The sequence below is a fragment of the Mycolicibacterium chubuense genome, from assembly GCF_001044255.1.
GTDB lineage: Bacteria > Actinomycetota > Actinomycetes > Mycobacteriales > Mycobacteriaceae > Mycobacterium > Mycobacterium chubuense.
Genome location: NZ_JYNX01000092.1, coordinates 11,564 through 31,457 on the forward strand (window position 1 = coordinate 11,564; position 19,894 = coordinate 31,457).

A 19,894-nucleotide genomic window follows, 5' to 3' on the forward strand; every position below is an offset into this window, starting at 1 on the left:
ATACAGTTTCGGCGCTAGGCGAAGGAGACCGTGACGTCGCCGCCCTTGGGGTCGGCGTCGGCGACCAGCGACCACGGCGCCCGGTAGATCCGCCCCGGCGCCGCCGGCCACAGCGTGCGCGCGGTGCCCAGCACCCGGCCGTCCTGCACCGCCCGCAGCACGGGCAGCCGTCGGTACTCGTCGGTCCACAGCAGCAGGTCGCCGCGCGCCGCAGTCCCGCCGTCCATCGAGACGATCTGTGGCGCAGCCCATCTCAAGGGCTCCGGGACCCGGATGCGGGCGGCGGCAGGTTCCGGTTCCGCGATGTCGCCGGTGCGCAGCCAGTGCCGCACCGCGGTCGCGACATGGCGCCCGTCCAGCGCCGCCCCGTCGGCGGTGTCCACCGGGTGCAGCAGGTTGCCGACCGCGAACACACCGGGGTGGCTGGTCCGCAGCGCGGCGTCGACGGCCGGGCCCCGGGTCGCAGGGTCCATCTGCAGGCCCGCGGTCCGGGCCAGTTCGTGGTCGGGAATCCAGTCGCCGGTGAAAACAACCGTGTCGCAGGCGATCTCATGGCGTTTGCCGCCGCGTTCCACGGTGACCGAACGCACCCGGCCCTTGCCGTGCACGGCGACCAGCCGGGCTTCGGTCAGCACCGGGCCCTTGAGTAGCGCGCGGCCCGCCACGCGGAACGCGGCATACGCCTCGGCTCGGGGGTAACCGCTCACCATCGCCACCGTGGCGCACCCGGCGTCGCGCAGGGTCAGCACGGCCGACCAGCTGACCAGTTCGGCGCCGACGATGACGGCGCGGCTGCCGACGCGTCCGTGGTGCAGGTGGACGAGGTTCTGCAACTGACCGGTGGTGTAGACGCCGTCGGGCCGGTCGCCGGGGACCAACCGGGCCGGACGCGGCCGTTCCCGCGCGCCGGTGGCCAGGATCACCGCGTCGGCAGCGACCGTGCGTACGCCGCGCGGCGAGGTGATCTGCAGCGTCCGCGCACCCGCCCACCCGGTGACCATCGCCTCGGTCTCCAGGCGTGCGCCCGCATCGGCGGCCATCGCGGTGAGCCGCCGCGCGTACGCCGGCCCGGAGACGAACCGCCGCAGATCGCGCAGGCCGTATCCGGGATGGTCACTGTGCCGGGGGATTCCGCCGGTCTCGGCTTCCCGCTCGAGCACCAGCACCTCGCCGTCGACCTCCGGAGCCAGTGCCGCCGCGGCGGTCAATCCGGAGGGGCCGCCGCCGATGATCGCGACCGCGACGCGGTTCATCTCGCGGTCCCGGCGGCCAGCAGCTGCGCGGTGTGCGCGCCGCAGTAGAAGCCCTGGCACCGGCCGTTCATCACCCGGGTGCGCCGGCGCAGGCCGTCCAGGTCGGCAGGCGGGATCGGCGAGGCGAACGCATCGCGGATCTCGCCGGCGCTGACCCGTTCGCAGAAGCACACGATGCGGCCGTACTCCGGGTCGTCGGCGATGCGTTCGGCGTCCTGGTACGGCCGCACACCGACCTCGCCGATGTTCGGCATCCGCGGCGGCGGGGGCAGTCCGTCGCGTTCGGTGACGTCCACGCCTGCCTCGGCGAGCAGACCGGTGACGTACTCGGCCACCGCCATCCCCGACGTCAGGCCCGTGGACCGGATGCCGCCGACCAGCAGGTAGCGGGCGGCGGCGTCGACGTCGATCAGGTAGTCGTCGTGATCGCTGGCGGCGCGCAGCCCGGCGTAGGTCGCGGTGATCTCCTCGTCGAACAGTGCGGGCATCAGCGCACGGCCCTTCGACACCAGGAATTCGAAACCGCTCTCGGAGGTGCCGGTCGCGGTGCGGTCGATCAAATTCTCCGATGTCGGACCCACCATCACGTTGCCGTAGATGGTCGGGCTGACCAGCACACCCTTGCCCCGCGACGACGGCACCGCCAGCACGATCACCGGCACCATCGGCCGGGCGAGCTTGTCGAACACCAGCAGCTCACCGCGCCGCGGTGTGACGGTGAAGCGCTGGTGGCCGAACTCGGCGTCGAGGAGGTCCGCGCCCAGGCCGGCCGCGTTGATCACCCACCGGGCCCGCACGTCGCCGCGCGTGGTGTGCACGGTGGTGTGCTCGGGTCCCACGGTCGCGCCGGTCACCCGGGCGCCGCGCAGCAGGGTGGCGCCCCGGGCGACGGCGTCGGTGGCCAGCGCGAGGTTGGTGGTCCAGGTGCAGATGATCGACTCACCGGGCACTGTCAGTCCGGCCAGCGCGCCGGGCCCGAGATCGGGCACCCGGCGGTAGATCTCCTCGGTCTGCACCAGGCCGCAGTCGCGGTAGCCGTTGCGTTCGGCCTTGACCATCAGGCCGGGCAGCGCGTCGGCCTCCTCCTCGGTCCAGGCCACCAGCATCGCGCCGGTGCGCTCGACCGGGATGCCGGTCTGCTCGGCGTATGCGCCGAGCAGGTCGTAGCCGCGGGCCACCAGCCGGGACTCCAGCGTGCCCGGCGTGGCGTCGAAACCGGTGTGCAGCAGGGCGGTGTTGGCCTTGCTGGTGCCGTCACCGACGTCGTCGCGTGCCTCCACCAGCGTGACGGTCAGATGGGTGCCGGCCAGGGCCCGGGCGATCGCGCATCCGACGATCCCGGCCCCCACGACGACGACGTCGGCGGTGACGTCGGAACTCATGGCGTGCTCTCCTCTACGGCGTGGCGCCAACGCGCCAGGAACTCGGCGGCCTGTTCGGCCGGCCATTCCGGGTGGTAGGTGTGGTGCGGCGCCCAGGTGCCGACCGCGTCCGCGACGGCCAGACCGGGTTCGACGGCGAGCCGGGCGCAGGCCGCGGCGCCGAGCGCGGTGGCGTGCGGGGACGGATAGACGTCGACGGGCATCCGGGCCAGGTCGGCCTGCGCCTGCATCAGCGCCGCCGACCGGGTGAGGCCACCGTCGACCCGCAGCCGGCTCAGCGGCCGGCCGAGATCGGCCGACACCAGCTCGGTCAGCGCCGTCACCTGCGCGGCGATCCCCTCCAGGAGTGCGCGCACCAGGTGCCCGCGCTCGCTGGACAGGGTCATGCCGGTGAAGCTGGCGGTGGCTGCGGCGTTCCACCACGGCGCGGCCAACCCGGCCAGCGCGGGCACGCAGAGCACGCCGTCGCTCGAGGGGGCGGCCACCGCGTCGACCTGGTCGGCGGCGGGCACCAGGCCGAGGTCGACGGCCCACCGGACGGCCGACGCCGCGGTGTAGACCTGGCCGTCGACGCAGTAGGCCGTCTGGTCGCGCAGCCGCCAGGCCACCGACGTGGTGAGCCCCCACTGGGAGCGCACCGGCCGGCTGCCGAGCTGCGCCAGCAGGAACGCCCCGGTGCCGTACGTGCATTTCGCCGAGCCGGCCTCCAGGCAGCTCTCGGCGAGCAGCGCGGCCTGCTGGTCCACGATGAGTCCGCCCACCGGCAGTGTCGGCCCGAAAACGTCGGTGTGGCCGACGATCTGGTCGCAGGCCACGATCTCGGGCAGGGCTTCGCCGGACAGGCCGAACAGGGCGACGAGGTCGTCGTCCCACGCCGGGTCGTCGAGCGTCGTCAGCAAGGATCGGCTGGCGGTCGAGACGTCGGTGACGAACGCGCCGCACAGCCGGTGCACCAGCCAGGTGTCGGTCGTCGTCACGACGCCGTCGCGGGTGAGGTTCGCCCGCAGCCAGGCCATCTTCGGCGCCGAGAAGTAGGGGTCCAGCACGAGCCCGGTCCGCTGCGCGACGTCGGCGGCGTGGTCGGCCAGCGGCGCGCAGAGTGCCTCGGCGCGGCGGTCCTGCCAGACGATCGCCGGGCTGAACGCGCGCCCGCTGTCGCGGTCCCAGGCCAGCACGGTCTCGCCCTGATTGGCCAGCGCCACGGCGAGCACGGGCACGCCCGCGTCGGCCAGCGCCCGCCGCCCCGCGGTGACCACGCTGTCGAACAGCGCCTCGGGGTCCTGCTCGACACCGCCCCCGGGCAGGTACTGCGGACGCAGGGCCACCTCGGCAAGAGCACACACGCGGCCGCGGTCGTCGACGACGACGGCCTTGGTGCCCGAGGTGCCCTGGTCGATCGCCAGGATGTGTCCGGTCACTCCCGCAGCTCGGCGTCGATCGAAGCCATGGCGGGCATCGTCAGGCCGGCCCGGCCGCGACGGATCAGCAGGTAGCCCAGGTAGGCGGCGCCGATAGCGACCATGACCAGCACGTAGGCCCAGGCCTGCTTGAAGGCGGCGTCACGGAACAGCGCCAGCTCGAAAGCCAGCCAGACGACCGCCACCACCAGGATCGGGATCTCCCACTTTCCGAGGTCGAACTTGCCGTTCACGGGAAGCGACGTGCGCTTGACCAAGTAGAGCACCACGGTCGAGGCGTACATCACTGCCGGGAGCAGTGTCGCGGCACTGAACAGTGTGAACAGCGCGGTCTCCGAATGCGCGAAGATCGCCAGGATCAGCTGGGCCAGAGCGAGGTAGAGCAGCGTGGCCTTGAACGGGGTGTGGAAGCGCGGCGAGATCTGGCTCCACTGCTGCCAGCCCGGGAACCGTTCGTCGCGGGACATGGCCCACGTCAGCCGCACGCCGGTGATCATGATGACCAGCCCGCAGGCGAAGATCGCGAGCACCACCATCAGTAGCAGCAGTGTGGCGACCACCGATCCGAGGGTCGTGTTGATCACGTCCGCGATCGGGGTGCCCGACTCGGCCAGCGCGACGGGATCCCCGGCGGCGAGCGTCACCGCGATCAGGAACACGAAGCCCAGCACGCCCGAGGCGAGCACCGCGTTGCACATCGCGCGCGGCACCACCCGCTCCGGGTCGTGGGTCTCCTCGGCCAGGTTGGCCGCGGATTCGAAGCCGACGATCGTGAACGCGCCGAGCAGGAAGCCGAGCATCCACGGCCCGGCCGACGTCCAGTCCCCGAAGCTCCAGAACCCCTCGGCCGGCACGGCGCCCTTGCTGAACAGGTTCGAGAAGTCCATGTCGCCGCGCACCGCGGCGACGACGAGCAACAGCACGGTCAGCAGCGCCATACCCACGAGCTCGAGGGTGACCAGGCTGTTGTTGACCCGCTCGGCCCACGGCGTCGAGAACGCCACCAGCAGCGCCTGGATGACCAGAACGGCTGCCGTCATCACCCAGGCGATCGTCGCGGTGCTCTCGTAGTCGAGCAGCACGGGCAGGATCGTCGAGGCGATCGTGTAGTCGACCGCCACGACGACGATCGCCAGGAACGTGAACGAGATCCAGCCGATGATCCAGCCCAGGATCGGGTTCGCCAGCCGCGACATCCACTGGTAGTGATAGCCGGTGACCGGGATCCGGGAGGCCAGCGCGCCGAGCACGAACGCCACCGCCAACTGTCCGACCACCGCGATGGGCCACGTCCAGATCCCGACCGGCCCGGAGCTGTTGAGCACCGCCCCGTAGGTGGTGAAGATGCCCGTGGCGATCGAGACGAACGCGAACGCGACCGCGAACGACGCGAACCGGCCGGTTCTGCGTTCCAGCGACTGCGCATAGCCGAACTGCGCGAGCTCTGCCGAATCGCGAGAATCGCTGCGCGGCGACGGATCGGGCACGGGGCCTCCTGGGGTTGGTATAGACCATGTGGTTGAACCAAAGTATCGGGGTGGGGACCGGGCGCGTCAACGCCACGGGGGCATCTTTTACCTGGCCGTCATGTACGCCCGCGGCCCCTCCGCGCGACTACGCTGCTGGGATGGCTTCCGGCACGCCGCTCTACATGTCGATCGCCGCGGACGTCCGCGACCGGATCGCCACCGAGCAGTTGGGCCCGCACACGCTGTTGCCGTCGGAGCGTGAGCTCGCCGAACAGCACGGCGTGAGCCGGATGACCGCGCGCCAGGCGCTGTCTCTGTTGGAGAGCGAAGGTGCGGTGTACCGCAAGCCGCCGCGCGGCACGTTCGTCGCCGAGCCGCGGGTCCGCTTCCATGTCGGCAGCTTCTCCGAGGAGGTCGCCCGGATGGGCCGCCGGCCGGCCGCCAAGCTGCTGTGGGCCGAGCACCAGATCGCCAAGCCCGCCGTCCGCCGCGCACTGGACCTGCCCGACGGTGCGGCCGTGCACGTCTTTCACCGGCTGCGCAGCGTGGACGACGTGCCGTTCGCGCTGGAGACCACGTTCCTGCCGGCTGAGCTGACCCCCGGGATACTCACCGAGCCCGACGACGGATCGCTGTGGGCACTGCTGCGTTCGCGCTACGGGATCGAGCTGGCCCGGTCGACGGCCGTGCTGGAGTCGATCGTGCTCGACGACGCATCGAGCGTGCAGTTGGGTGTGCGCGCCGGGTCGGCCGGCACCCTGCTCACGCGCAGTACCCGCGACGTGCAGGGCCGGTGCGTGGAGTACGCGCGCGACGTCTACCGGGCCGACCGGGCGTCGTTCGAGGTCTCGGAGGATCTGGGCGCGGACCGGCTGTCGTCGGTCTGAGCGCACCCGCGGGCTCGTTTTCGGTCCCGTAAGCTCGCTATTCGTGCAATCGCGACGGCGTCTCGGGGTGATGGGCGGGACCTTCGACCCCATCCACAACGGGCACCTGGTCGCGGCCAGCGAGGTGGCGGACCTGTTCGACCTCGACGAGGTGGTCTTCGTCCCGACCGGGCAGCCGTGGCAGAAGCGCAGCAGGCCGGTGACGGCCGCCGAGGACCGCTACCTGATGACCGTCATCGCCACCGCGTCCAACCCCCGCTTCTCGGTCAGCCGCGTCGACATCGATCGCGGCGGGGCCACCTACACCAAGGACACGCTGCGGGACCTGCGGACACTCAACCCCGATGCCGATCTGTACTTCATCACCGGCGCGGACGCGCTGGCGTCGATCCTGTCGTGGCAGAACTGGGAGGAGATGTTCTCCATCGCGCGCTTCGTCGGGGTCAGCAGGCCCGGTTACGAGCTCGACGGCAAGCACATCTCCGCCGCCATGGCCGAGCTGCCTGCCGACGCGCTGCACCTGGTGGAAGTGCCCGCGCTGGCCATCTCCTCCACCGACTGCCGGGAACGCGCCGAGACGTCTCGCCCGATCTGGTATCTGGTGCCCGACGGCGTCGTGCAGTACGTCTCGAAGAGAAACCTCTATCACCGCCCCACCGAAGGAGACCGCCCCTGACCGCCACAGCAGAAGCCATCCGTATGGCCGAGGTCGCCGCGCGCGCGGCCGCGGCCAAGCTGGCCGACGACGTCGTCGTCATCGACGTGTCCGACCAGCTCGTCATCACCGACTGCTTCGTCATCGCCTCGGCGTCCAACGAACGCCAGGTCAACGCGATCGTCGACGAGGTCGAGGAGAAGATGCGCCGGGCCGGGTACAAGCCGGCGCGGCGTGAGGGCACCCGCGAAGGCCGGTGGACCCTTCTGGACTACGTCGACGTGGTGGTGCACATCCAGCATCAGGACGAGCGCAACTTCTATGCCCTGGACCGGTTGTGGCGCGACTGCCCGCTGGTGCCCGTCGATCTCGACGGCGCGGCCGAGGACGGCGCATGACGATCCGTAGGCTGGTGATGCTGCGGCACGGCCAGACCGAGTTCAACGCCGGCAGCCGGATGCAGGGTCAGCTGGACACCGAGCTCTCCGATCTGGGTCGTGAGCAGGCCGTGGCCGCCGCCGAGGTACTCGCCAAACGTCAACCGCTGCTGATCATCTCGTCGGATCTGCGGCGGGCGCTGGACACCGCGGTCGCTCTCGGTGACCGCTGCGGTCAGCCGGTGAACATCGACGCCCGGCTGCGTGAGACACATCTCGGGGACTGGCAGGGGATGACGCACCTGGAGGTCGACGACGTCGCCCCCGGCGCCCGGCTGGCCTGGCGGGAGGACGCGCGCTGGGCCCCGCACGGCGGCGAGAGCCGGGTCGACGTCGCCGACCGCAGTCTGCCGCTGGTGCGCGAACTCGTCGCCGGTCAACCGGAGTGGGGCGTCGAGGATCCGGATCGACCGGTCGTGCTGGTGGCGCACGGCGGCCTGATCGCGGCGCTGACCGCGGCGCTGCTGCACCTGCCGGTCGACAACTGGCCCGTGCTGGGCGGTATGGGCAACGCGAGCTGGGTGCAGCTGGCCGGGCACACCCGTCCCGGCGGGATGGCCGGACAGTTCGACGACATCCGCTGGCGCCTCGACGTGTGGAACGCCTCGGCGCAGGTCGCCAACGATGTCCTCTGAGGCGGACTCCGGCCGCAGAACCCTGCTGATCTTCTGCGACTCGCTGTCCTACTACGGCCCGACCGGCGGCCTGCCCGCCGACGATCCGCGCATCTGGCCGAATATCGTTGCCGAGCATCTGGATTGGGACATCGAGCTGATCGGCCGGATCGGTTGGACCAGCCGTGACGTGTGGTGGGCCGCGACGCAGGACCCACGGTCGTGGGCGGCGCTGCCACGCGCCGGTGCGGTGATCTTCGCGACCTCGGGCATGGACTCGCTACCCTCGCCGCTGCCGACGGCGCTGCGGGAACTGATCCGGTACGTGCGGCCGCCGTGGGTGCGGCGCTGGGTGCGCGACGGCTACGCGTGGGCGCAACCTCGCCTCTCGCCGATCGCCCGCGCCGCGCTGCCCCCGCATTTGACGGTCGAGTACCTCGAGATGACCAGGGCAGCCATCGATTTCAACCGGCCCGGGATTCCGGTCGTGGCGTCTTTGCCCTCGGTGCACATCGCCGCGACCTACGGCAAGGCCCACCACGGCAGGGCCGGCACCGTGGCGGCCATCACCCGTTGGGCGGGCGAACACGGGGTGCCGCTCGTGGATCTCAAAGCCGCGGTCGCCGAACACGTGCTGAGCGGGCGGGGGAACCCCGACGGCATCCACTGGAACTTCGAGGCCCACGAGGCGGTCGCCGGGCTGATGGTCAAGGCTCTCGCCGAAGCCGGTGTGTCCGTGTCGGATTCGCGGAGCTGACCGTGCCGGTGGTGGTGGTCAGCGACTCGTCGTCGCGGCTGGGCGTGGATGACGAGAAGCGCTGGAACATCCGCGAGGTGCCGTTGCACGTCCTCGTCGACGGCGACGATCTGCGCGACGGCGTGGACGAGATCCCCTACGACATCCAGGACCGACCCAAGGTGACCACGGCGGGGGCCAGCCCGGCCGACCTGGAGGAGACGTACCGGCAGGCGATGGCCGACAGCGGCGGCGACGGCGTGGTCGCGGTGCATCTGTCGGCCGCGCTGTCGAGCACCTACAGTGCGGCGGTCACGGCCGCGCGAGAGTTCGGATCATCGGTGCGCGTGGTGAATTCGCGCTCGGCGGCGATGGGCGTCGGGTTCATCGCCGGTGAGGCGGCCCGCTGCGCGGCCGCGGGCGGGGACCTCGACGCCGTGGAGGCGGCCGCCCGCGCCGCCCGGGCGCGCTCACACGTGTTCCTCGTCGTGCACCGGCTGGACAATCTGCGCCGCAGTGGGCGCATCGGCACCGCGTCGTCGTGGCTGGGCACCGCACTGTCGCTCAAACCGCTGCTGCGCCTGGATGTCGACGGCCGGCTGGTGCTCGATCAGCGCATCCGCACCGTGAGCAAGGCGCACGCCGCGCTGGTGGACCGGGTGGTCGATGTCGTGGGTGAGGCGCCTGCCGACCTGGTGGTGCACCACGTCGACAACCACGACGCCGCAGACGAGCTGGGCGCCGCACTGACACAACGGCTTCCGCAGTTGACCTCGCTGACCGTCGCCGACATGGGTCCGGTGCTGTCGGTCCACGTGGGTTCCGGAGCGGTCGGGGTGGCCGTGCAGGTCGCCGCGCGCTGAGGTCAGACCGCCGCGCGGCCGGTGATCGGCGGCAGGTCGGCCAGCGTGACGATGCCCGGCGGCGCGGCGACGACGGCGGGTACCGCGTTGGTCACCGGCATCGCGGTGTAGATCATGCCCAACCCCATGAACCCCGGTTCGGTCCAGTCCCTGGGCGGCAGGCAGTGCACGACGGTGCGCATGTTGGGTATCCCGAACACCTGCACGACGTGGCCGTGCTCGAGGGGCTTGGGCGGGGTGACGTGCTGACCCATGATCCAGTTGAACCCGACGCTGACCACGTTGCGTTCGCCGACCCAGCCGCGGTGATAGCCCATCACCCCGGCGACGGTGCCCTCGGGGATCGTCATGAAACCGAGGTCGCTGTCCCCGGTTGCGGCGGTGAACGTCACGTCGAAGGTCATCCGGTCCAGGGTCGCGCCGATGGCGTCGGCCATCATGGCGGCCGATTCGGCGAACACCTCGCTCTCGCGGCGCACGCTCTCGGCCAAGCCCGGGGTGTCGGGATCCTGGGAGAAACCCATCGCGGTCTGGGTCCCGGCCGACTCGTAGGTGGAGCAGTCCACCGACTCGGTGATGCGGATCTCGTCGACGCGCTCGCAGGCACCGCTGAGGACCATGCCCACCAGGTTCGACATGCCCGGATGTGCGCCGCTGCCGAAGATCGTCGAATCACCTCGCTCGCAAGCGGTTCGGATGCGGTGCAGATCTTCGGGTGACTGCTTGCCGCCGGTGATCCACGCGGCCGACGTACACACGTTGACGCCGGACTCCAGCAGGCGGACCAGCTCGTCGATGCTCGGCCAGAGCGGGTTGTAGCAGCACGCGTCGGGCTTCAGCGCCACGAGCTCCTCGATGTCGTTCGTCGCGCGGACCCCGGTCGGTTCCGGCCACCCGGCGAGTTCGGCCGCGTCGACACCGACCTTGTCCGCGCCGTGCGCATAGACCCCGACGAGTTCCATGTCGTCGCGGCCGATGATCGCGTGCAGCGAGCGGCGACCGATGTTGCCGGTGGTCCACTGGATGACGCGCAGAGGTTGCTGGGTCGGCATGGCGTCAACCTACCGCCTCTAAGGTGGCCAGATGACTGACTCGACGCTCGTGGCTGTCGTGACCGGTGCCAGTCGCGGTGCGGGCCGCGGCATCGCCATCGCGCTGGCCGCCCGCGGATGGCGGGTGTACGGCACCGGCCGCAGCATCGACGAGGATCCCGGCTGGGGGGTCGGGGTGCGGGTGGATCATCACGACGACGACGCCGTCGGGGCGCTGTTCGAGCGGGTCGGGGACGAGGCCGGCCGGCTGGACCTGCTGGTCAACAACGCCGCGGTGATCTCCGATGACCTGGTGGGGCCGGAACCGTTCTGGCGGAAGCCGCGTGGCCTGGCCGACGTGCTCGACGTCGGGTTGCGGTCCTCCTATATCGCGTCGTGGTACGCCGCTCCGCTGCTCACCGCGCGAGAGCGGGCGCTGATCGCGTTCACCTCCTCACCGGGGTCGGTGTGCTACATGCACGGGCCGGCCTACGGCGCGCAGAAGGCCGGCGTCGACAAGATGGCCGCGGACATGGCCGTCGACTTCCGCGGCACCGGGGTGGCGACGGTGTCGATCTGGATGGGCATCCTGCTCACCGAGCGGCTGCGGCGCGCCTTCGACGGAAAGCCCGATGCCCTCGCCGACTTCGCTGGGCAAGCCGAAACCCCAGAGTTCACCGGCTATCTCATCGATGCGCTGTTCGCCGATCCCGATCTCGACGAAGTGAGCGGACGCACCGTGATCGGCGCCGAACTGGCCCGCACCTACGGACTGACTGACGCCGACGGTCGCATCCCGCCGTCGCACCGGGAGATGCTCGGCGCTCCGCGCGAACCCAGTTCGGTGATCGTGCGGTGAGGGTCAGGGCGCGATCAGCGCCCAGAGACCGTCCGGGCCGGCGTGCAACGTCATGTCGGTGAGCAGGTCGTCCCAGTGCCGCATCGAGCCGAACTCCGAACGCCAGGCCAGCGCCGCCCTGGTGAAGGCGTGCAGTCGGTGCTCGCTGGTGGTGCCGATGGCGCCGTGCACCTGATGGGCGTTGCGCACCACCACCGACGTCGCGTGGCCGGCGCACGACCGGGCAGATGCGACAAGGAATTCCAGGTTCGGAGCCGACCAGTCGGAGCCGACGGCGGCCGACAGCGCCGCCTCGGTGGCCGAGCGGGCGAGCGCGGCCTCGCACGCGATGTCGGAGACCAGATGCTGCACGGCCTGGAACTTCGACAGCGCACGCCCGAACTGCTCACGCGTCGTCGCGTGCTCGATCGAGAGCTCCAGCGCCCGGTCCAGCGCCGCGCAGATCTGCAGGGCGCGAATCAGCGCGGCCTTGAGCCGCAGCGTCGCGACGTGCCCGGCCGTGACGGTGGCGCCGGACAGGGTGGCGAGGTCGGCGGTGACGGTGTCCCGCGGCTCGCCGATCATGTTGGTGCCGGCGGTGATCGACAGTTCCGTGGGGTCGACGTCGGCGACGACGTGGTCGTCGCCGCGCTGCCACACCGTGACCACCCGGTCTGTGCTCGACGCCCACGGCACGCCCGTGGCCCGGCCCTGCGCGTCGAGCAGGCACACGGTGCGCCGCGCGCCGTCGACCGGTATCCCGGCGCTGTCCAGCAGCCAGCAGGCCAGCAGATCGTGTTCGGCCAGCGGGATCCGGGCGCCGTGGCGTGCCGCGGCGGAGACGAGTTCGGCGGCCTCCAGCCACCCCGCGCCGCTGCCCCCGCTGTCCTCGGTGCCGGTGAGCCGGACCAGACCCAGGTCGTCGAGCCGGCTCCACAGGTCGGCGTCGCGGCCGTGCTCGGCGAACACCGCGTCCATCATCTCGGCGAGCGCGGGTTCGATGTGCGGGGCGCTCATCGCATCCCCAGCCCGCGGGCGATCACGCCGCGCAGCACCTCGTTGGTCCCGCCCCTGATCGTGAAACCGGGCCGCTGGTCCACCGCCGCGGCGGCCAGCTCCGCGAAGTCGATCGTGTGATCGGTTGCCAGATGAGCGAACTCGGCGATGTCGCCCTCGGTGGTGGTGCCCAGCACCTTGACGACGGCGGCGGGAACTTCCGCGGGTTCGTGACGCTGCAGCGCATCGGCCACCGCCGACGACATCTGGTGCAGCCCGGCGACCCTGCCCACCAGCCGACCCAGATTCGCGTCCCGCGGCAGCTGTCCGGCGGCCATCGCGTCGGCGGCGGACTGTAGCAGCATGAAGGTCGACAGCACCCGCTCCGGGCCGCTGCGCTCGAAGGCCAACTCCGAGGTGCACTGCCGCCAGCCGTCGCCGATCTCACCGAACACCATGTCGTCGGGCACGAAGACGTCGTCGAGGATCACCTCGTTGAAGTGGTGCGCCCCGTTCATCGATCGGATCGGCCGGATCTCGACGCCCGGGCCGCGCAGATCGACGATGAACTGGCTCAGACCGGCATGCCGGTGCGCCGGATCGACCGGCGCGGTGCGGACCAGCGCGATGAACGCGTGCGCCAGGTGGGCACCCGACGTCCAGACCTTCGCCCCGGTGAGCCGCCACCCGCCGTCGACCTGCACCGCACGGGTACGCACGCTCGCCAGATCGGAACCGGAGTCCGGCTCGCTCATGCCGATGCCGAAAAAGCATTCTCCGGCAACGATTCTCGGCAGAAAATGCCGCCGCTGCGCCTCGGTGCCGTACTTGAGCAGCGACGGCACGATCTGCCGGTCGGCGATCCAGTGCGCCGCCACCGGGGCGCCTGCGGCGAGCAGTTCCTCGGTGACGACGAACCGTTCGAGGAAGGAGCGTCCGTGCCCGCCGTACTCGACGGGCACCGTCATGCCCAGCCATCCGCGCTCGGCCAGTGCCGCGGTGAACGCTTCGTCCCAGCCGGACAGCCACGCGTCGACCGACGGGGTGAAGGCACCCGCGGCGCGTTGCTCGGCGAGGAACCGGCGAACCTCGGCCCGCAGCTCGTCGGGGCCCGACGGGTCAGTGCCGGATCGGGGTACCAGGCGGGGGAGCGCCATCAGTCTCCTACGGGTTCTTCGGTGCTCTCGGCTTCTTCGATGTCTGCGCTGTCGGTCGCTGCGTCGTCGGTGGCCTCTCCCGGCGGCGTCGCCAGGGCGATCCCCAGGGCGAGGACGAACGCCACCGACAGCGTGCCGCCGAGGTAATGGTTCATCGGACCGCCGGGGGAGATGAAGCTGCCGGGCGGTCCGATCAGGGTGATCGTCTCGATGAGCTGCTCGACGGTGAACACCGCGGCGATGATCCCGAGCCACCGCGGCAGCCGCCCCTCGTTGGCGCTCAACAGGATCGGTGCGGCCACGGCGATGTTGGCGATGGTGGCCACCGGCAGCCACATGGAGCCGACGTCCTCGATGGCGCGGGCGGTCCCGGCGGTGGCCTGACCGGGGCGCAGCGACGGGCCGCCGGCGAACCAGATCGCGACGCAGAGCTGGGCGACCAGCAGCGCGGAGCCGATCGTGAACAGGTGCGCGGGTGGTCCGGTGAGCCGGTCGCGGGCGACGGCGAGAACGACGACGAGCGCCAGCGTGGCGAAGGTCAGCAGCAGAGCCTGGACCCGGGTCACGGCGGGATCGGAGCCCGGCAGGGCGTGCAGGACGACCACGGCCGTGGCGTACAGCACCGCGAACGCGGCACCGGCGATCATCGGAGCTCGACCGTTCATATGCGGTCATGCTATCCCGCTGTCCCCAGAGCCGAGTTCATCCACAGACCGCGTCGGCGCAGCCGCTGTGTGCGCCGGCGCCGTCGGCCCGGATGCTTACCGTCGCGACATGTCGAGCGAACTGCCCGCCGAACTGCTCCGGCGCCGCCTCGGGACCGACGCCGGCCGCGATGGTCAGGTCGCCGGCGCCGAAGACGACGAGGCCACCGAGACGTCGCTGTCGCGCTGGCTTCCCGAGCCCGGGCCGGGGCGCTCCGCGGCCATGTTGTCCCGGATCCGGGGCGATCCCGGCAGGGCGGGTGTCCTCGCGCTGGGCGTCGTCGGACTCATCGCGGTGCTCGTGACCGTGGTGAGTCTGGTCCGGGACCGGCCACCGGCGGTCGTCTCGGCGAAGCTCCCGCCGGTGGAGATGGTGTCGTCGGCGGCACCGGCGCCCTCGGGCGCGCCGCAGGCCCCGGGACCCGTGATCGTCAGCGTGGTCGGGCTGGTGCACCGCCCCGGTCTGGTCACCCTCGAACCGGGCGCCAGGATCGCCGACGCCCTCGAAGCCGCGGGCGGGGTGGTGGACGGCGCGGATGTCGTGGGTCTGAACATGGCCCGCCGGGTCGCCGACGGTGAGCAGATCGTGGTGGGCATCGGGGCGGAGCCGGGCCGGCCGACGCAGATGGGGAGTTCGGTGGTGTCCGGCCAGGCGCCCGCACCCGGCGCGCCGATCGGCGAAACACCCTCGGGCGCAACCGGTGTCATCGATCTGAACACCGCGACCGTCGAGCAGCTCGACACGCTGCCGGGCATCGGGCCGGTGACCGCCGCCGCGATCGTGGCGTGGCGCGACGCCAACGGACGCTTCACCGGTGTCGACCAACTCGGCGATGTGGACGGAATCGGTCCGGCACGCCTGGACAAGCTGCGCACCCTCGTGACCGCGGGATGACCGACCTGCGGTTGGTGCCCGCGGCGGTGACGGCGTGGGCGGTGACCGCGGCGGGGATCCTGTGGGCGCTCGCGGGCGTGCTCGCCGCGCTGGCCGGCGCGATCGCCGTGACCGTCGCGGCGGGGTGGTGGGCGGGCAGCCGGCGCGCCGGGGGGACCGATCGCCGGGCGCTGCTCGGTGCCGTGACAGCGGTGGCGCTGGTCGGAGGCGGCTTCGGTGTTGCGGTCTGCCTGCGGGTCGACGAGGTCCGCGACCATCCCGTGTCGATTTACGCCGGGTCGGCGACCGCGGTCGTCGTGACGCCGGATGAGGCACCGCGAGTGCTCGCCGGCGGGCGGGTGATGTTCCGCGCGACGCTGGCGCGCCTCGATGGCCTGCCGTCGTCGGGCTCGGTGCTGGTGTTCGCCTCCGGTGCCGACTATGCGGGACTGCAGGCCGGCCGGCCCGCAGGGTTCCGGGCGCATGTCCGCCCGCCTTCCCGGCGGGACCTGACGGTGGCGGTGCTGTCCGCGACCGGCCGGCCGCACTTCGGGGAGGCGGCGCTGATGCACCGCGCCGCACATCACGTGCGGTCGGAGTTCGCGGACGCGGTGCGCCTGGTGCTGCCGGCCGGGCAGGCCGCGCTGCTGCCGGCGCTGGTGCTGGGTGACACGTCGGCGGTGCCTCCGGAGGTCACCCGGGAGTTCCGGGTCGCCGGGCTGACGCACCTGACCGCGGTGTCGGGGGCCAACGTGACGATCGTGTGCGGGGCGGTGCTGCTCACCGCCGCGCTGATCGGGCCGCGCGCCGCGGTCGTGCTCGCCGCGCTGACGTTGGCGGGTTTCGTCGTCGTCGTGCAGCCGTCGGCCAGCGTGCTGCGCGCCGCGGTGATGGGCGCGATCACCCTGCTCGCCGTCCTGACCCACCGGCGAAGGCAGGCGCTTCCGGCGCTGGCGGCAGCGGTGGTCGTGCTGATGATCGGTGCCCCCGAACTCGCCGTCGACGTCGGGTTCGCACTCTCGGTGTCGGCCACCGCCGGGCTGGTTCTCGTCGCGCCGGTGTGGTCGCGGCGGCTGACCGGCCGGGGCTGGCCGCGCCCGCTGGCCGACGCGGTCAGTGTCGCGCTGGCCGCGCAGCTGGTCACCGCCCCGCTGGTGGCCGGTGTATCGGGCTCGGTGAGCCTGGTCTCGGTGGCGGCCAACCTCCTCGTCGCGCCGGTGATCCCGCCGATCACGGTGGTGGGTACGGCCGCCGCGGCGCTGGGTCCGCTGTGGCCCGCCGGTGCGCAGCTGCTCATCCGCTTCACCGGCCCGGAAGTGTGGTGGCTGACCGCGGTCTCGGGCTGGGCGGCCGCGATGCCCGCCGCGTCGGTTCCGGTTCCGTCGGGGCTGGCGGGCGTCGGGATCGTCGCGGCCGTGGCGGTGCTCGTGGCCCTGGTGTGGCACTGGGCATGTGGCGTTGGGCGCTGTCGGGCGGGCGTGACACCATCGTCCGGTGAGCACCGGTCTGCACCTCATCCTCGGTGACGAGGAGCTGCTCGTCGAACGCGCTGTCGCGGCCATCCTGCGCCAGGCGCGCGCCTCGGCGGGCACCGCCGACGTCCCCGTCGACCGCCTGCGCGCCGGGGAGGTGAGCGTCAGCGAGCTCGCCGAGTTGCTCAGCCCCTCCCTGTTCGCCGACGAACGCGTGGTGGTGCTCGAGTCAGCCGCCGAGGCCGGCAAGGAGGCCGTCGCCGTCATCGAGAACGCGGCGGCCGACCTTCCCGAGGGAACGCTGCTGGCTGTGGTGCACTCCGGCGGCGGCCGCGCCAAGGCGCTGGCCGACCGGCTCAAGAAGCTCGGCGCCGAGGTCCACCCGTGTGCCCGCATCACCAAGGCGGGCGAGCGTGCCGACTTCGTGCGCAAGGAGTTCCGGGCGCTGAAGATCAAGGCCGACGACGACACCGTCACCGCGGTCATCGACGCGATCGGCTCGGATCTGCGTGAGCTGGCGTCAGCGTGCTCTCAGCTGGTCGCCGACACCGGCGGCGCGGTCGACGCCGCCGCGGTGCGCAGATATCACTCCGGCAAGGCGGAGGTGAAGGGGTTCGACATCGCCGACAAGGCGGTCGTCGGCGACGTGGCGGGAGCCGCCGAGGCGTTGCGGTGGGCGATGATGGCCGGCGAACCGCACGTGGTGCTGGCCGACGCGCTGGCCGAGGCGGTGCACACGATCGCGCGGGTCGCACCGCTGTCGGGCGACCCCTACCGGCTGGCCGGAGAGCTCGGGATGCCGCCGTGGCGCGTCCAGAAGGCGCAGAAGCAGGCGCGCCGATGGTCGCGTGATTCGGTGGCCGAGGCGCTGCGCCTGGTCGCGGCGCTCAACGCCGACGTCAAGGGCGCGGCGGCCGATGCCGACTACGCGTTGGAAAGCGCGGTGCGCAAGGTGGCCTCGCTGGTCGGCGAGTGAAGGGCGGTCAGATCTTGTTGAACGCCCGGGCCAGCGCCGACTTGCGGTTGGCGGCCTGATTCTTGTGGATGACACCCTTGCTGGCGGCCTTGTCCAGCTTGCGGCTGGTGGCGACCAGCAGCTCGCCGGCCTTGTCCTTGTCGCCGGAATCGACGGCCGCACGGAAACCACGGACCGCCGTGTGAAGCGACGACTTCACCGACTTGTTGCGCAGTCTGCGGCGCTCGTTGGTGCGGTTCCGCTTCTCCTGCGACTTGATGTTGGCCACGCGTGTATTCCTTCGACAATCTCGGCTGAATGGGATGAGTCTGTGGGCGCCCTGTCGGGGGCAGCGACTGTTCAGGTTAGCAGCGAGCGGGTAAATCGACCAAAGCGGAGCCCACTGGCCTGCCGAAACGACAGGAATGCTGCAGCATGGCATGCGTGCGCCTGAGTTCACAGAGCGCACGCACGCGTACGGGAGGAGCACGAGACCTTTGCCGACAGAAACCGCACGAGCCACACGCAGCACCGCCAAGGCCGGCCGGCGCCACGAGGGGATCTTCGGGGGCTACAACAAGCTCGGCACGTACGCCCAGGCTTTCGATGAGATGTTCGATGCGCACGGCAACGTCCGCGGCCCGTACAAAAGCATCCACTCCGAGCTGGCCCCCGCCGATGTGGCCGACCTCGAAGCCCGCGCCGACGCTCTGGGCCGTGCCTTCACCGACCAGGGCATCACGTTCTCGCTGTCCGGTCAGGAGCGGCCGTTCCCCCTGGATCTCGTGCCGCGGGTCATCTCGGCCGCCGAGTGGACGCGGCTGGAGCGCGGGATCCGGCAGCGTGTGCAGGCGCTGGAGATGTACCTCGACGACATCTACGGCGAGCAGGAGATCCTGCGCGACGGAGTCATCCCGCGCCGCCTGGTCACCTCCTGCGAGCACTTCCACCGGGAGGCTGTCGGCATCGTCCCGCCCAACGGCGTCCGCATCCACGTCGCCGGCATCGACCTGATCCGCGATGCGCAGGGCAACTTCCGGGTGCTCGAGGACAACCTGCGGTCGCCGTCGGGGGTCTCCTACGTGATGGAGAACCGCCGCACCATGGCGCGGGTCTTCCCGAACCTGTTCGCCACCCACCGGGTGCGCGCGGTGGGGGATTACGCCTCGCACCTGCTGCGGTCGCTGCGCAACGCCGCCGCCAACAACGTCGCCGACCCGACAGTGGTGGTCCTCACCCCGGGCGTCTACAACTCCGCGTACTTCGAGCACTCGCTGCTGGCTCGGCAGATGGGCGTCGAACTCGTCGAGGGACGCGACCTGTTCTGCCGCGACAACACCGTCTACATGCGCACCACGGAGGGGGAGCGCCAGGTCGACGTCATCTACCGCCGCATCGACGACGACTACCTGGATCCGATGCAGTTCAAGCCCGACTCGGTGCTCGGGGTGGCCGGCATCCTCAACGCCGCGCGCGCCGGCAACGTGGTGATCTCCAGCGCCGTCGGCAACGGGGTCGGTGACGACAAGCTCGTCTACACCTACGTGCCGACGATCATCGAGTACTACCTCGGCGAGAAGCCGCTGCTGGCCAACGTCGACACGTTCCGGTGCTGGCTCGACGAGGAGCGCGAAGAGGTGCTCGACCGGGTCGACGAACTGGTCATCAAGCCCGTGGAGGGTTCCGGCGGCTACGGCATCGTGTTCGGTCCCGACGCGTCGCCCAAGGAGCTGGCGACGATCACCAAGAAGATCAACGCCGATCCGCGTGGCTGGATCGCCCAGCCAGTCGTGCAGCTGTCCACGGTGCCGACCCAGATCGGCGACGAACTGGCGCCGCGTCACGTCGACCTGCGCCCGTTCGCGGTCAACGACGGCGACGACGTCTGGGTGCTGCCCGGCGGACTCACCCGGGTGGCGCTGCCGGAAGGCTCGCTGGTGGTCAACTCCAGCCAGGGCGGCGGATCGAAGGACACGTGGGTGCTGGCCTCGCGCACCTCGGTGGCCGACCGTGAGCTCGGCGCGGCCGAGGTGGTGCGCTCGCTGCCCAAGGCCGCCGCGAGCAAGAACGGCAGCCGCAACGGCAAGGCCGAGTCGGCCACCCTGGATCAGCAACAGCAACAGCAACAGCAGCAGCAGCAGTAGGGGGCTTCG

Annotated in this window: 20 protein-coding genes; 11 read left to right on the forward strand and 9 right to left on the reverse strand. The window is 71.3% G+C overall.

Translation table 11 applies throughout. The features are described from left to right. Nucleotides 1-14: 14 nt before the first annotated feature. Genes MCHUDSM44219_RS27570 through MCHUDSM44219_RS27585 form a run of 4 tightly spaced genes read right to left on the reverse strand, consistent with a single transcriptional unit; the run spans nt 15 to nt 5,540 of the window. Nucleotides 15-1,253: an NAD(P)/FAD-dependent oxidoreductase gene (locus MCHUDSM44219_RS27570; RefSeq protein WP_048421467.1), complete on the reverse strand. Its 1,239-nt coding sequence runs from the start codon at nt 1,251-1,253 to the stop codon at nt 15-17. Next, on the reverse strand, nt 1,250-2,635 hold the full coding sequence (locus MCHUDSM44219_RS27575; RefSeq protein ID WP_048421468.1) for an NAD(P)/FAD-dependent oxidoreductase: 1,386 nt from the start codon (nt 2,633-2,635) through the stop codon (nt 1,250-1,252). Before MCHUDSM44219_RS27575 ends, MCHUDSM44219_RS27570 begins: the two co-directional genes overlap by 4 nt. Further along, complete coding sequence (locus MCHUDSM44219_RS27580; protein WP_048421469.1) at nt 2,632-4,053, reverse strand: FGGY family carbohydrate kinase; 1,422 nt, start codon at nt 4,051-4,053, stop codon at nt 2,632-2,634. Before MCHUDSM44219_RS27580 ends, MCHUDSM44219_RS27575 begins: the two co-directional genes overlap by 4 nt. Continuing rightward, nucleotides 4,050-5,540, reverse strand: a complete 1,491-nt coding sequence (locus MCHUDSM44219_RS27585; protein WP_048421470.1) for an amino acid permease — start codon at nt 5,538-5,540, stop codon at nt 4,050-4,052. The genes MCHUDSM44219_RS27580 and MCHUDSM44219_RS27585 overlap by 4 nt, the downstream gene beginning before the upstream one ends. Nucleotides 5,541-5,680: 140 nt before the next feature. On the opposite strand from MCHUDSM44219_RS27585, the gene MCHUDSM44219_RS27590 reads away from it, so the two are divergent. From MCHUDSM44219_RS27590 to MCHUDSM44219_RS27615, 6 genes are read left to right on the forward strand one after another with little or no spacing between them, the layout of a single operon-like run. After that, nucleotides 5,681-6,409 (forward strand): GntR family transcriptional regulator, encoded by a 729-nt coding sequence (locus MCHUDSM44219_RS27590; RefSeq protein ID WP_048421471.1) that lies wholly within the window; start codon nt 5,681-5,683, stop codon nt 6,407-6,409. Between the two features lie 43 nt (nt 6,410-6,452). Continuing rightward, a complete protein-coding gene (nadD, locus tag MCHUDSM44219_RS27595) occupies nt 6,453-7,085 on the forward strand; it encodes a nicotinate-nucleotide adenylyltransferase (protein ID WP_082162427.1) in 633 nt (210 codons plus the stop codon). Continuing rightward, the gene (gene rsfS, locus MCHUDSM44219_RS27600; RefSeq protein ID WP_048421505.1) at nt 7,082-7,462 is read left to right on the forward strand and encodes a ribosome silencing factor; all 381 of its coding nucleotides are present in this window, start codon (nt 7,082-7,084) and stop codon (nt 7,460-7,462) included. Before nadD ends, rsfS begins: the two co-directional genes overlap by 4 nt. After that, nucleotides 7,459-8,136 carry a glucosyl-3-phosphoglycerate phosphatase gene (gene gpgP / locus MCHUDSM44219_RS27605; RefSeq protein ID WP_048421473.1) on the forward strand — a complete coding sequence of 226 codons (678 nt, stop codon included), beginning with the start codon at nt 7,459-7,461 and terminating at the stop codon, nt 8,134-8,136. Before rsfS ends, gpgP begins: the two co-directional genes overlap by 4 nt. Next, entirely contained in the window at nt 8,126-8,872 is a 747-nt protein-coding gene (gene octT, locus MCHUDSM44219_RS27610; protein WP_048421474.1) for a diglucosylglycerate octanoyltransferase, read from the forward strand. Before gpgP ends, octT begins: the two co-directional genes overlap by 11 nt. Nucleotides 8,873-8,874: 2 nt before the next feature. Further along, a complete protein-coding gene (locus MCHUDSM44219_RS27615; RefSeq protein WP_048421475.1) occupies nt 8,875-9,714 on the forward strand; it encodes a DegV family protein in 840 nt (279 codons plus the stop codon). A 2-nt stretch (nt 9,715-9,716) separates the two neighbouring features. Here MCHUDSM44219_RS27615 and MCHUDSM44219_RS27620 read toward each other — a convergent pair whose 3' ends face one another. Beyond that, nucleotides 9,717-10,766 (reverse strand): NAD(P)H-dependent amine dehydrogenase family protein, encoded by a 1,050-nt coding sequence (locus MCHUDSM44219_RS27620; RefSeq protein ID WP_048421476.1) that lies wholly within the window; start codon nt 10,764-10,766, stop codon nt 9,717-9,719. A gap of 31 nt (nt 10,767-10,797) precedes the next feature. Here MCHUDSM44219_RS27620 and MCHUDSM44219_RS27625 point away from each other — a divergent pair, with 31 nt between their 5' ends. Continuing rightward, entirely contained in the window at nt 10,798-11,604 is an 807-nt protein-coding gene (locus MCHUDSM44219_RS27625) for an SDR family NAD(P)-dependent oxidoreductase (protein ID WP_048421477.1), read from the forward strand. A 3-nt stretch (nt 11,605-11,607) separates the two neighbouring features. Here the strand turns inward: MCHUDSM44219_RS27625 and MCHUDSM44219_RS27630 are convergent, their stop codons facing one another. The 3 genes from MCHUDSM44219_RS27630 to MCHUDSM44219_RS27640 are packed head-to-tail and all read right to left on the reverse strand — an operon-like array spanning nt 11,608 to nt 14,401. Then, complete coding sequence (locus tag MCHUDSM44219_RS27630; protein WP_048421478.1) at nt 11,608-12,600, reverse strand: acyl-CoA dehydrogenase family protein; 993 nt, start codon at nt 12,598-12,600, stop codon at nt 11,608-11,610. After that, the gene (locus tag MCHUDSM44219_RS27635; protein ID WP_048421479.1) at nt 12,597-13,736 is read right to left on the reverse strand and encodes an acyl-CoA dehydrogenase family protein; all 1,140 of its coding nucleotides are present in this window, start codon (nt 13,734-13,736) and stop codon (nt 12,597-12,599) included. Before MCHUDSM44219_RS27635 ends, MCHUDSM44219_RS27630 begins: the two co-directional genes overlap by 4 nt. After that, a complete protein-coding gene (locus MCHUDSM44219_RS27640; RefSeq protein WP_053081408.1) occupies nt 13,736-14,401 on the reverse strand; it encodes a hypothetical protein in 666 nt (221 codons plus the stop codon). The genes MCHUDSM44219_RS27635 and MCHUDSM44219_RS27640 overlap by 1 nt, the downstream gene beginning before the upstream one ends. A 109-nt stretch (nt 14,402-14,510) precedes the next feature. On the opposite strand from MCHUDSM44219_RS27640, the gene MCHUDSM44219_RS27645 reads away from it, so the two are divergent. From MCHUDSM44219_RS27645 to holA, 3 genes are read left to right on the forward strand one after another with little or no spacing between them, the layout of a single operon-like run. Beyond that, complete coding sequence (locus MCHUDSM44219_RS27645; protein WP_048421481.1) at nt 14,511-15,335, forward strand: ComEA family DNA-binding protein; 825 nt, start codon at nt 14,511-14,513, stop codon at nt 15,333-15,335. Beyond that, entirely contained in the window at nt 15,332-16,840 is a 1,509-nt protein-coding gene (locus MCHUDSM44219_RS27650) for a ComEC/Rec2 family competence protein (RefSeq protein ID WP_172506270.1), read from the forward strand. The genes MCHUDSM44219_RS27645 and MCHUDSM44219_RS27650 overlap by 4 nt, the downstream gene beginning before the upstream one ends. Further along, the gene (holA, locus tag MCHUDSM44219_RS27655; RefSeq protein ID WP_048421482.1) at nt 16,809-17,762 is read left to right on the forward strand and encodes a DNA polymerase III subunit delta; all 954 of its coding nucleotides are present in this window, start codon (nt 16,809-16,811) and stop codon (nt 17,760-17,762) included. The genes MCHUDSM44219_RS27650 and holA overlap by 32 nt, the downstream gene beginning before the upstream one ends. Before the next feature lie 7 nt (nt 17,763-17,769). On the opposite strand, the gene rpsT is transcribed toward holA, so the two are convergent. Continuing rightward, a complete protein-coding gene (gene rpsT, locus MCHUDSM44219_RS27660; RefSeq protein WP_048421483.1) occupies nt 17,770-18,030 on the reverse strand; it encodes a 30S ribosomal protein S20 in 261 nt (86 codons plus the stop codon). Between the two features lie 151 nt (nt 18,031-18,181). On the opposite strand from rpsT, the gene MCHUDSM44219_RS27665 reads away from it, so the two are divergent. Beyond that, nucleotides 18,182-19,885, forward strand: coding sequence for a circularly permuted type 2 ATP-grasp protein (locus tag MCHUDSM44219_RS27665; RefSeq protein WP_236695608.1), 1,704 nt, complete (start codon nt 18,182-18,184; stop codon nt 19,883-19,885). Nucleotides 19,886-19,894: the final 9 nt, after the last annotated feature.

Excerpts from the sequence above, each read along its gene's own strand:
- MCHUDSM44219_RS27570 (WP_048421467.1), bottom strand. The coding sequence starts at position 1,253 with ATGAACCGCGTCGCGGTCGCGATCATCGGCGGCGGCCCCTCCGGATTG.
- MCHUDSM44219_RS27575 (WP_048421468.1), bottom strand. The coding sequence starts at position 2,635 with ATGAGTTCCGACGTCACCGCCGACGTCGTCGTCGTGGGGGCCGGGATC.
- MCHUDSM44219_RS27590 (WP_048421471.1), top strand. The coding sequence starts at position 5,681 with ATGGCTTCCGGCACGCCGCTCTACATGTCGATCGCCGCGGACGTCCGC.
- gpgP (WP_048421473.1), top strand. The coding sequence starts at position 7,459 with ATGACGATCCGTAGGCTGGTGATGCTGCGGCACGGCCAGACCGAGTTC.
- octT (WP_048421474.1), top strand. The coding sequence starts at position 8,126 with ATGTCCTCTGAGGCGGACTCCGGCCGCAGAACCCTGCTGATCTTCTGC.
- MCHUDSM44219_RS27620 (WP_048421476.1), bottom strand. The coding sequence starts at position 10,766 with ATGCCGACCCAGCAACCTCTGCGCGTCATCCAGTGGACCACCGGCAAC.
- MCHUDSM44219_RS27625 (WP_048421477.1), top strand. The coding sequence starts at position 10,798 with ATGACTGACTCGACGCTCGTGGCTGTCGTGACCGGTGCCAGTCGCGGT.
- MCHUDSM44219_RS27630 (WP_048421478.1), bottom strand. The coding sequence starts at position 12,600 with ATGAGCGCCCCGCACATCGAACCCGCGCTCGCCGAGATGATGGACGCG.
- MCHUDSM44219_RS27635 (WP_048421479.1), bottom strand. The coding sequence starts at position 13,736 with ATGGCGCTCCCCCGCCTGGTACCCCGATCCGGCACTGACCCGTCGGGC.
- MCHUDSM44219_RS27640 (WP_053081408.1), bottom strand. The coding sequence starts at position 14,401 with ATGAACGGTCGAGCTCCGATGATCGCCGGTGCCGCGTTCGCGGTGCTG.
- MCHUDSM44219_RS27645 (WP_048421481.1), top strand. The coding sequence starts at position 14,511 with ATGTCGAGCGAACTGCCCGCCGAACTGCTCCGGCGCCGCCTCGGGACC.
- MCHUDSM44219_RS27650 (WP_172506270.1), top strand. The coding sequence starts at position 15,332 with ATGACCGACCTGCGGTTGGTGCCCGCGGCGGTGACGGCGTGGGCGGTG.
- MCHUDSM44219_RS27665 (WP_236695608.1), top strand. The coding sequence starts at position 18,182 with ATGCGTGCGCCTGAGTTCACAGAGCGCACGCACGCGTACGGGAGGAGC.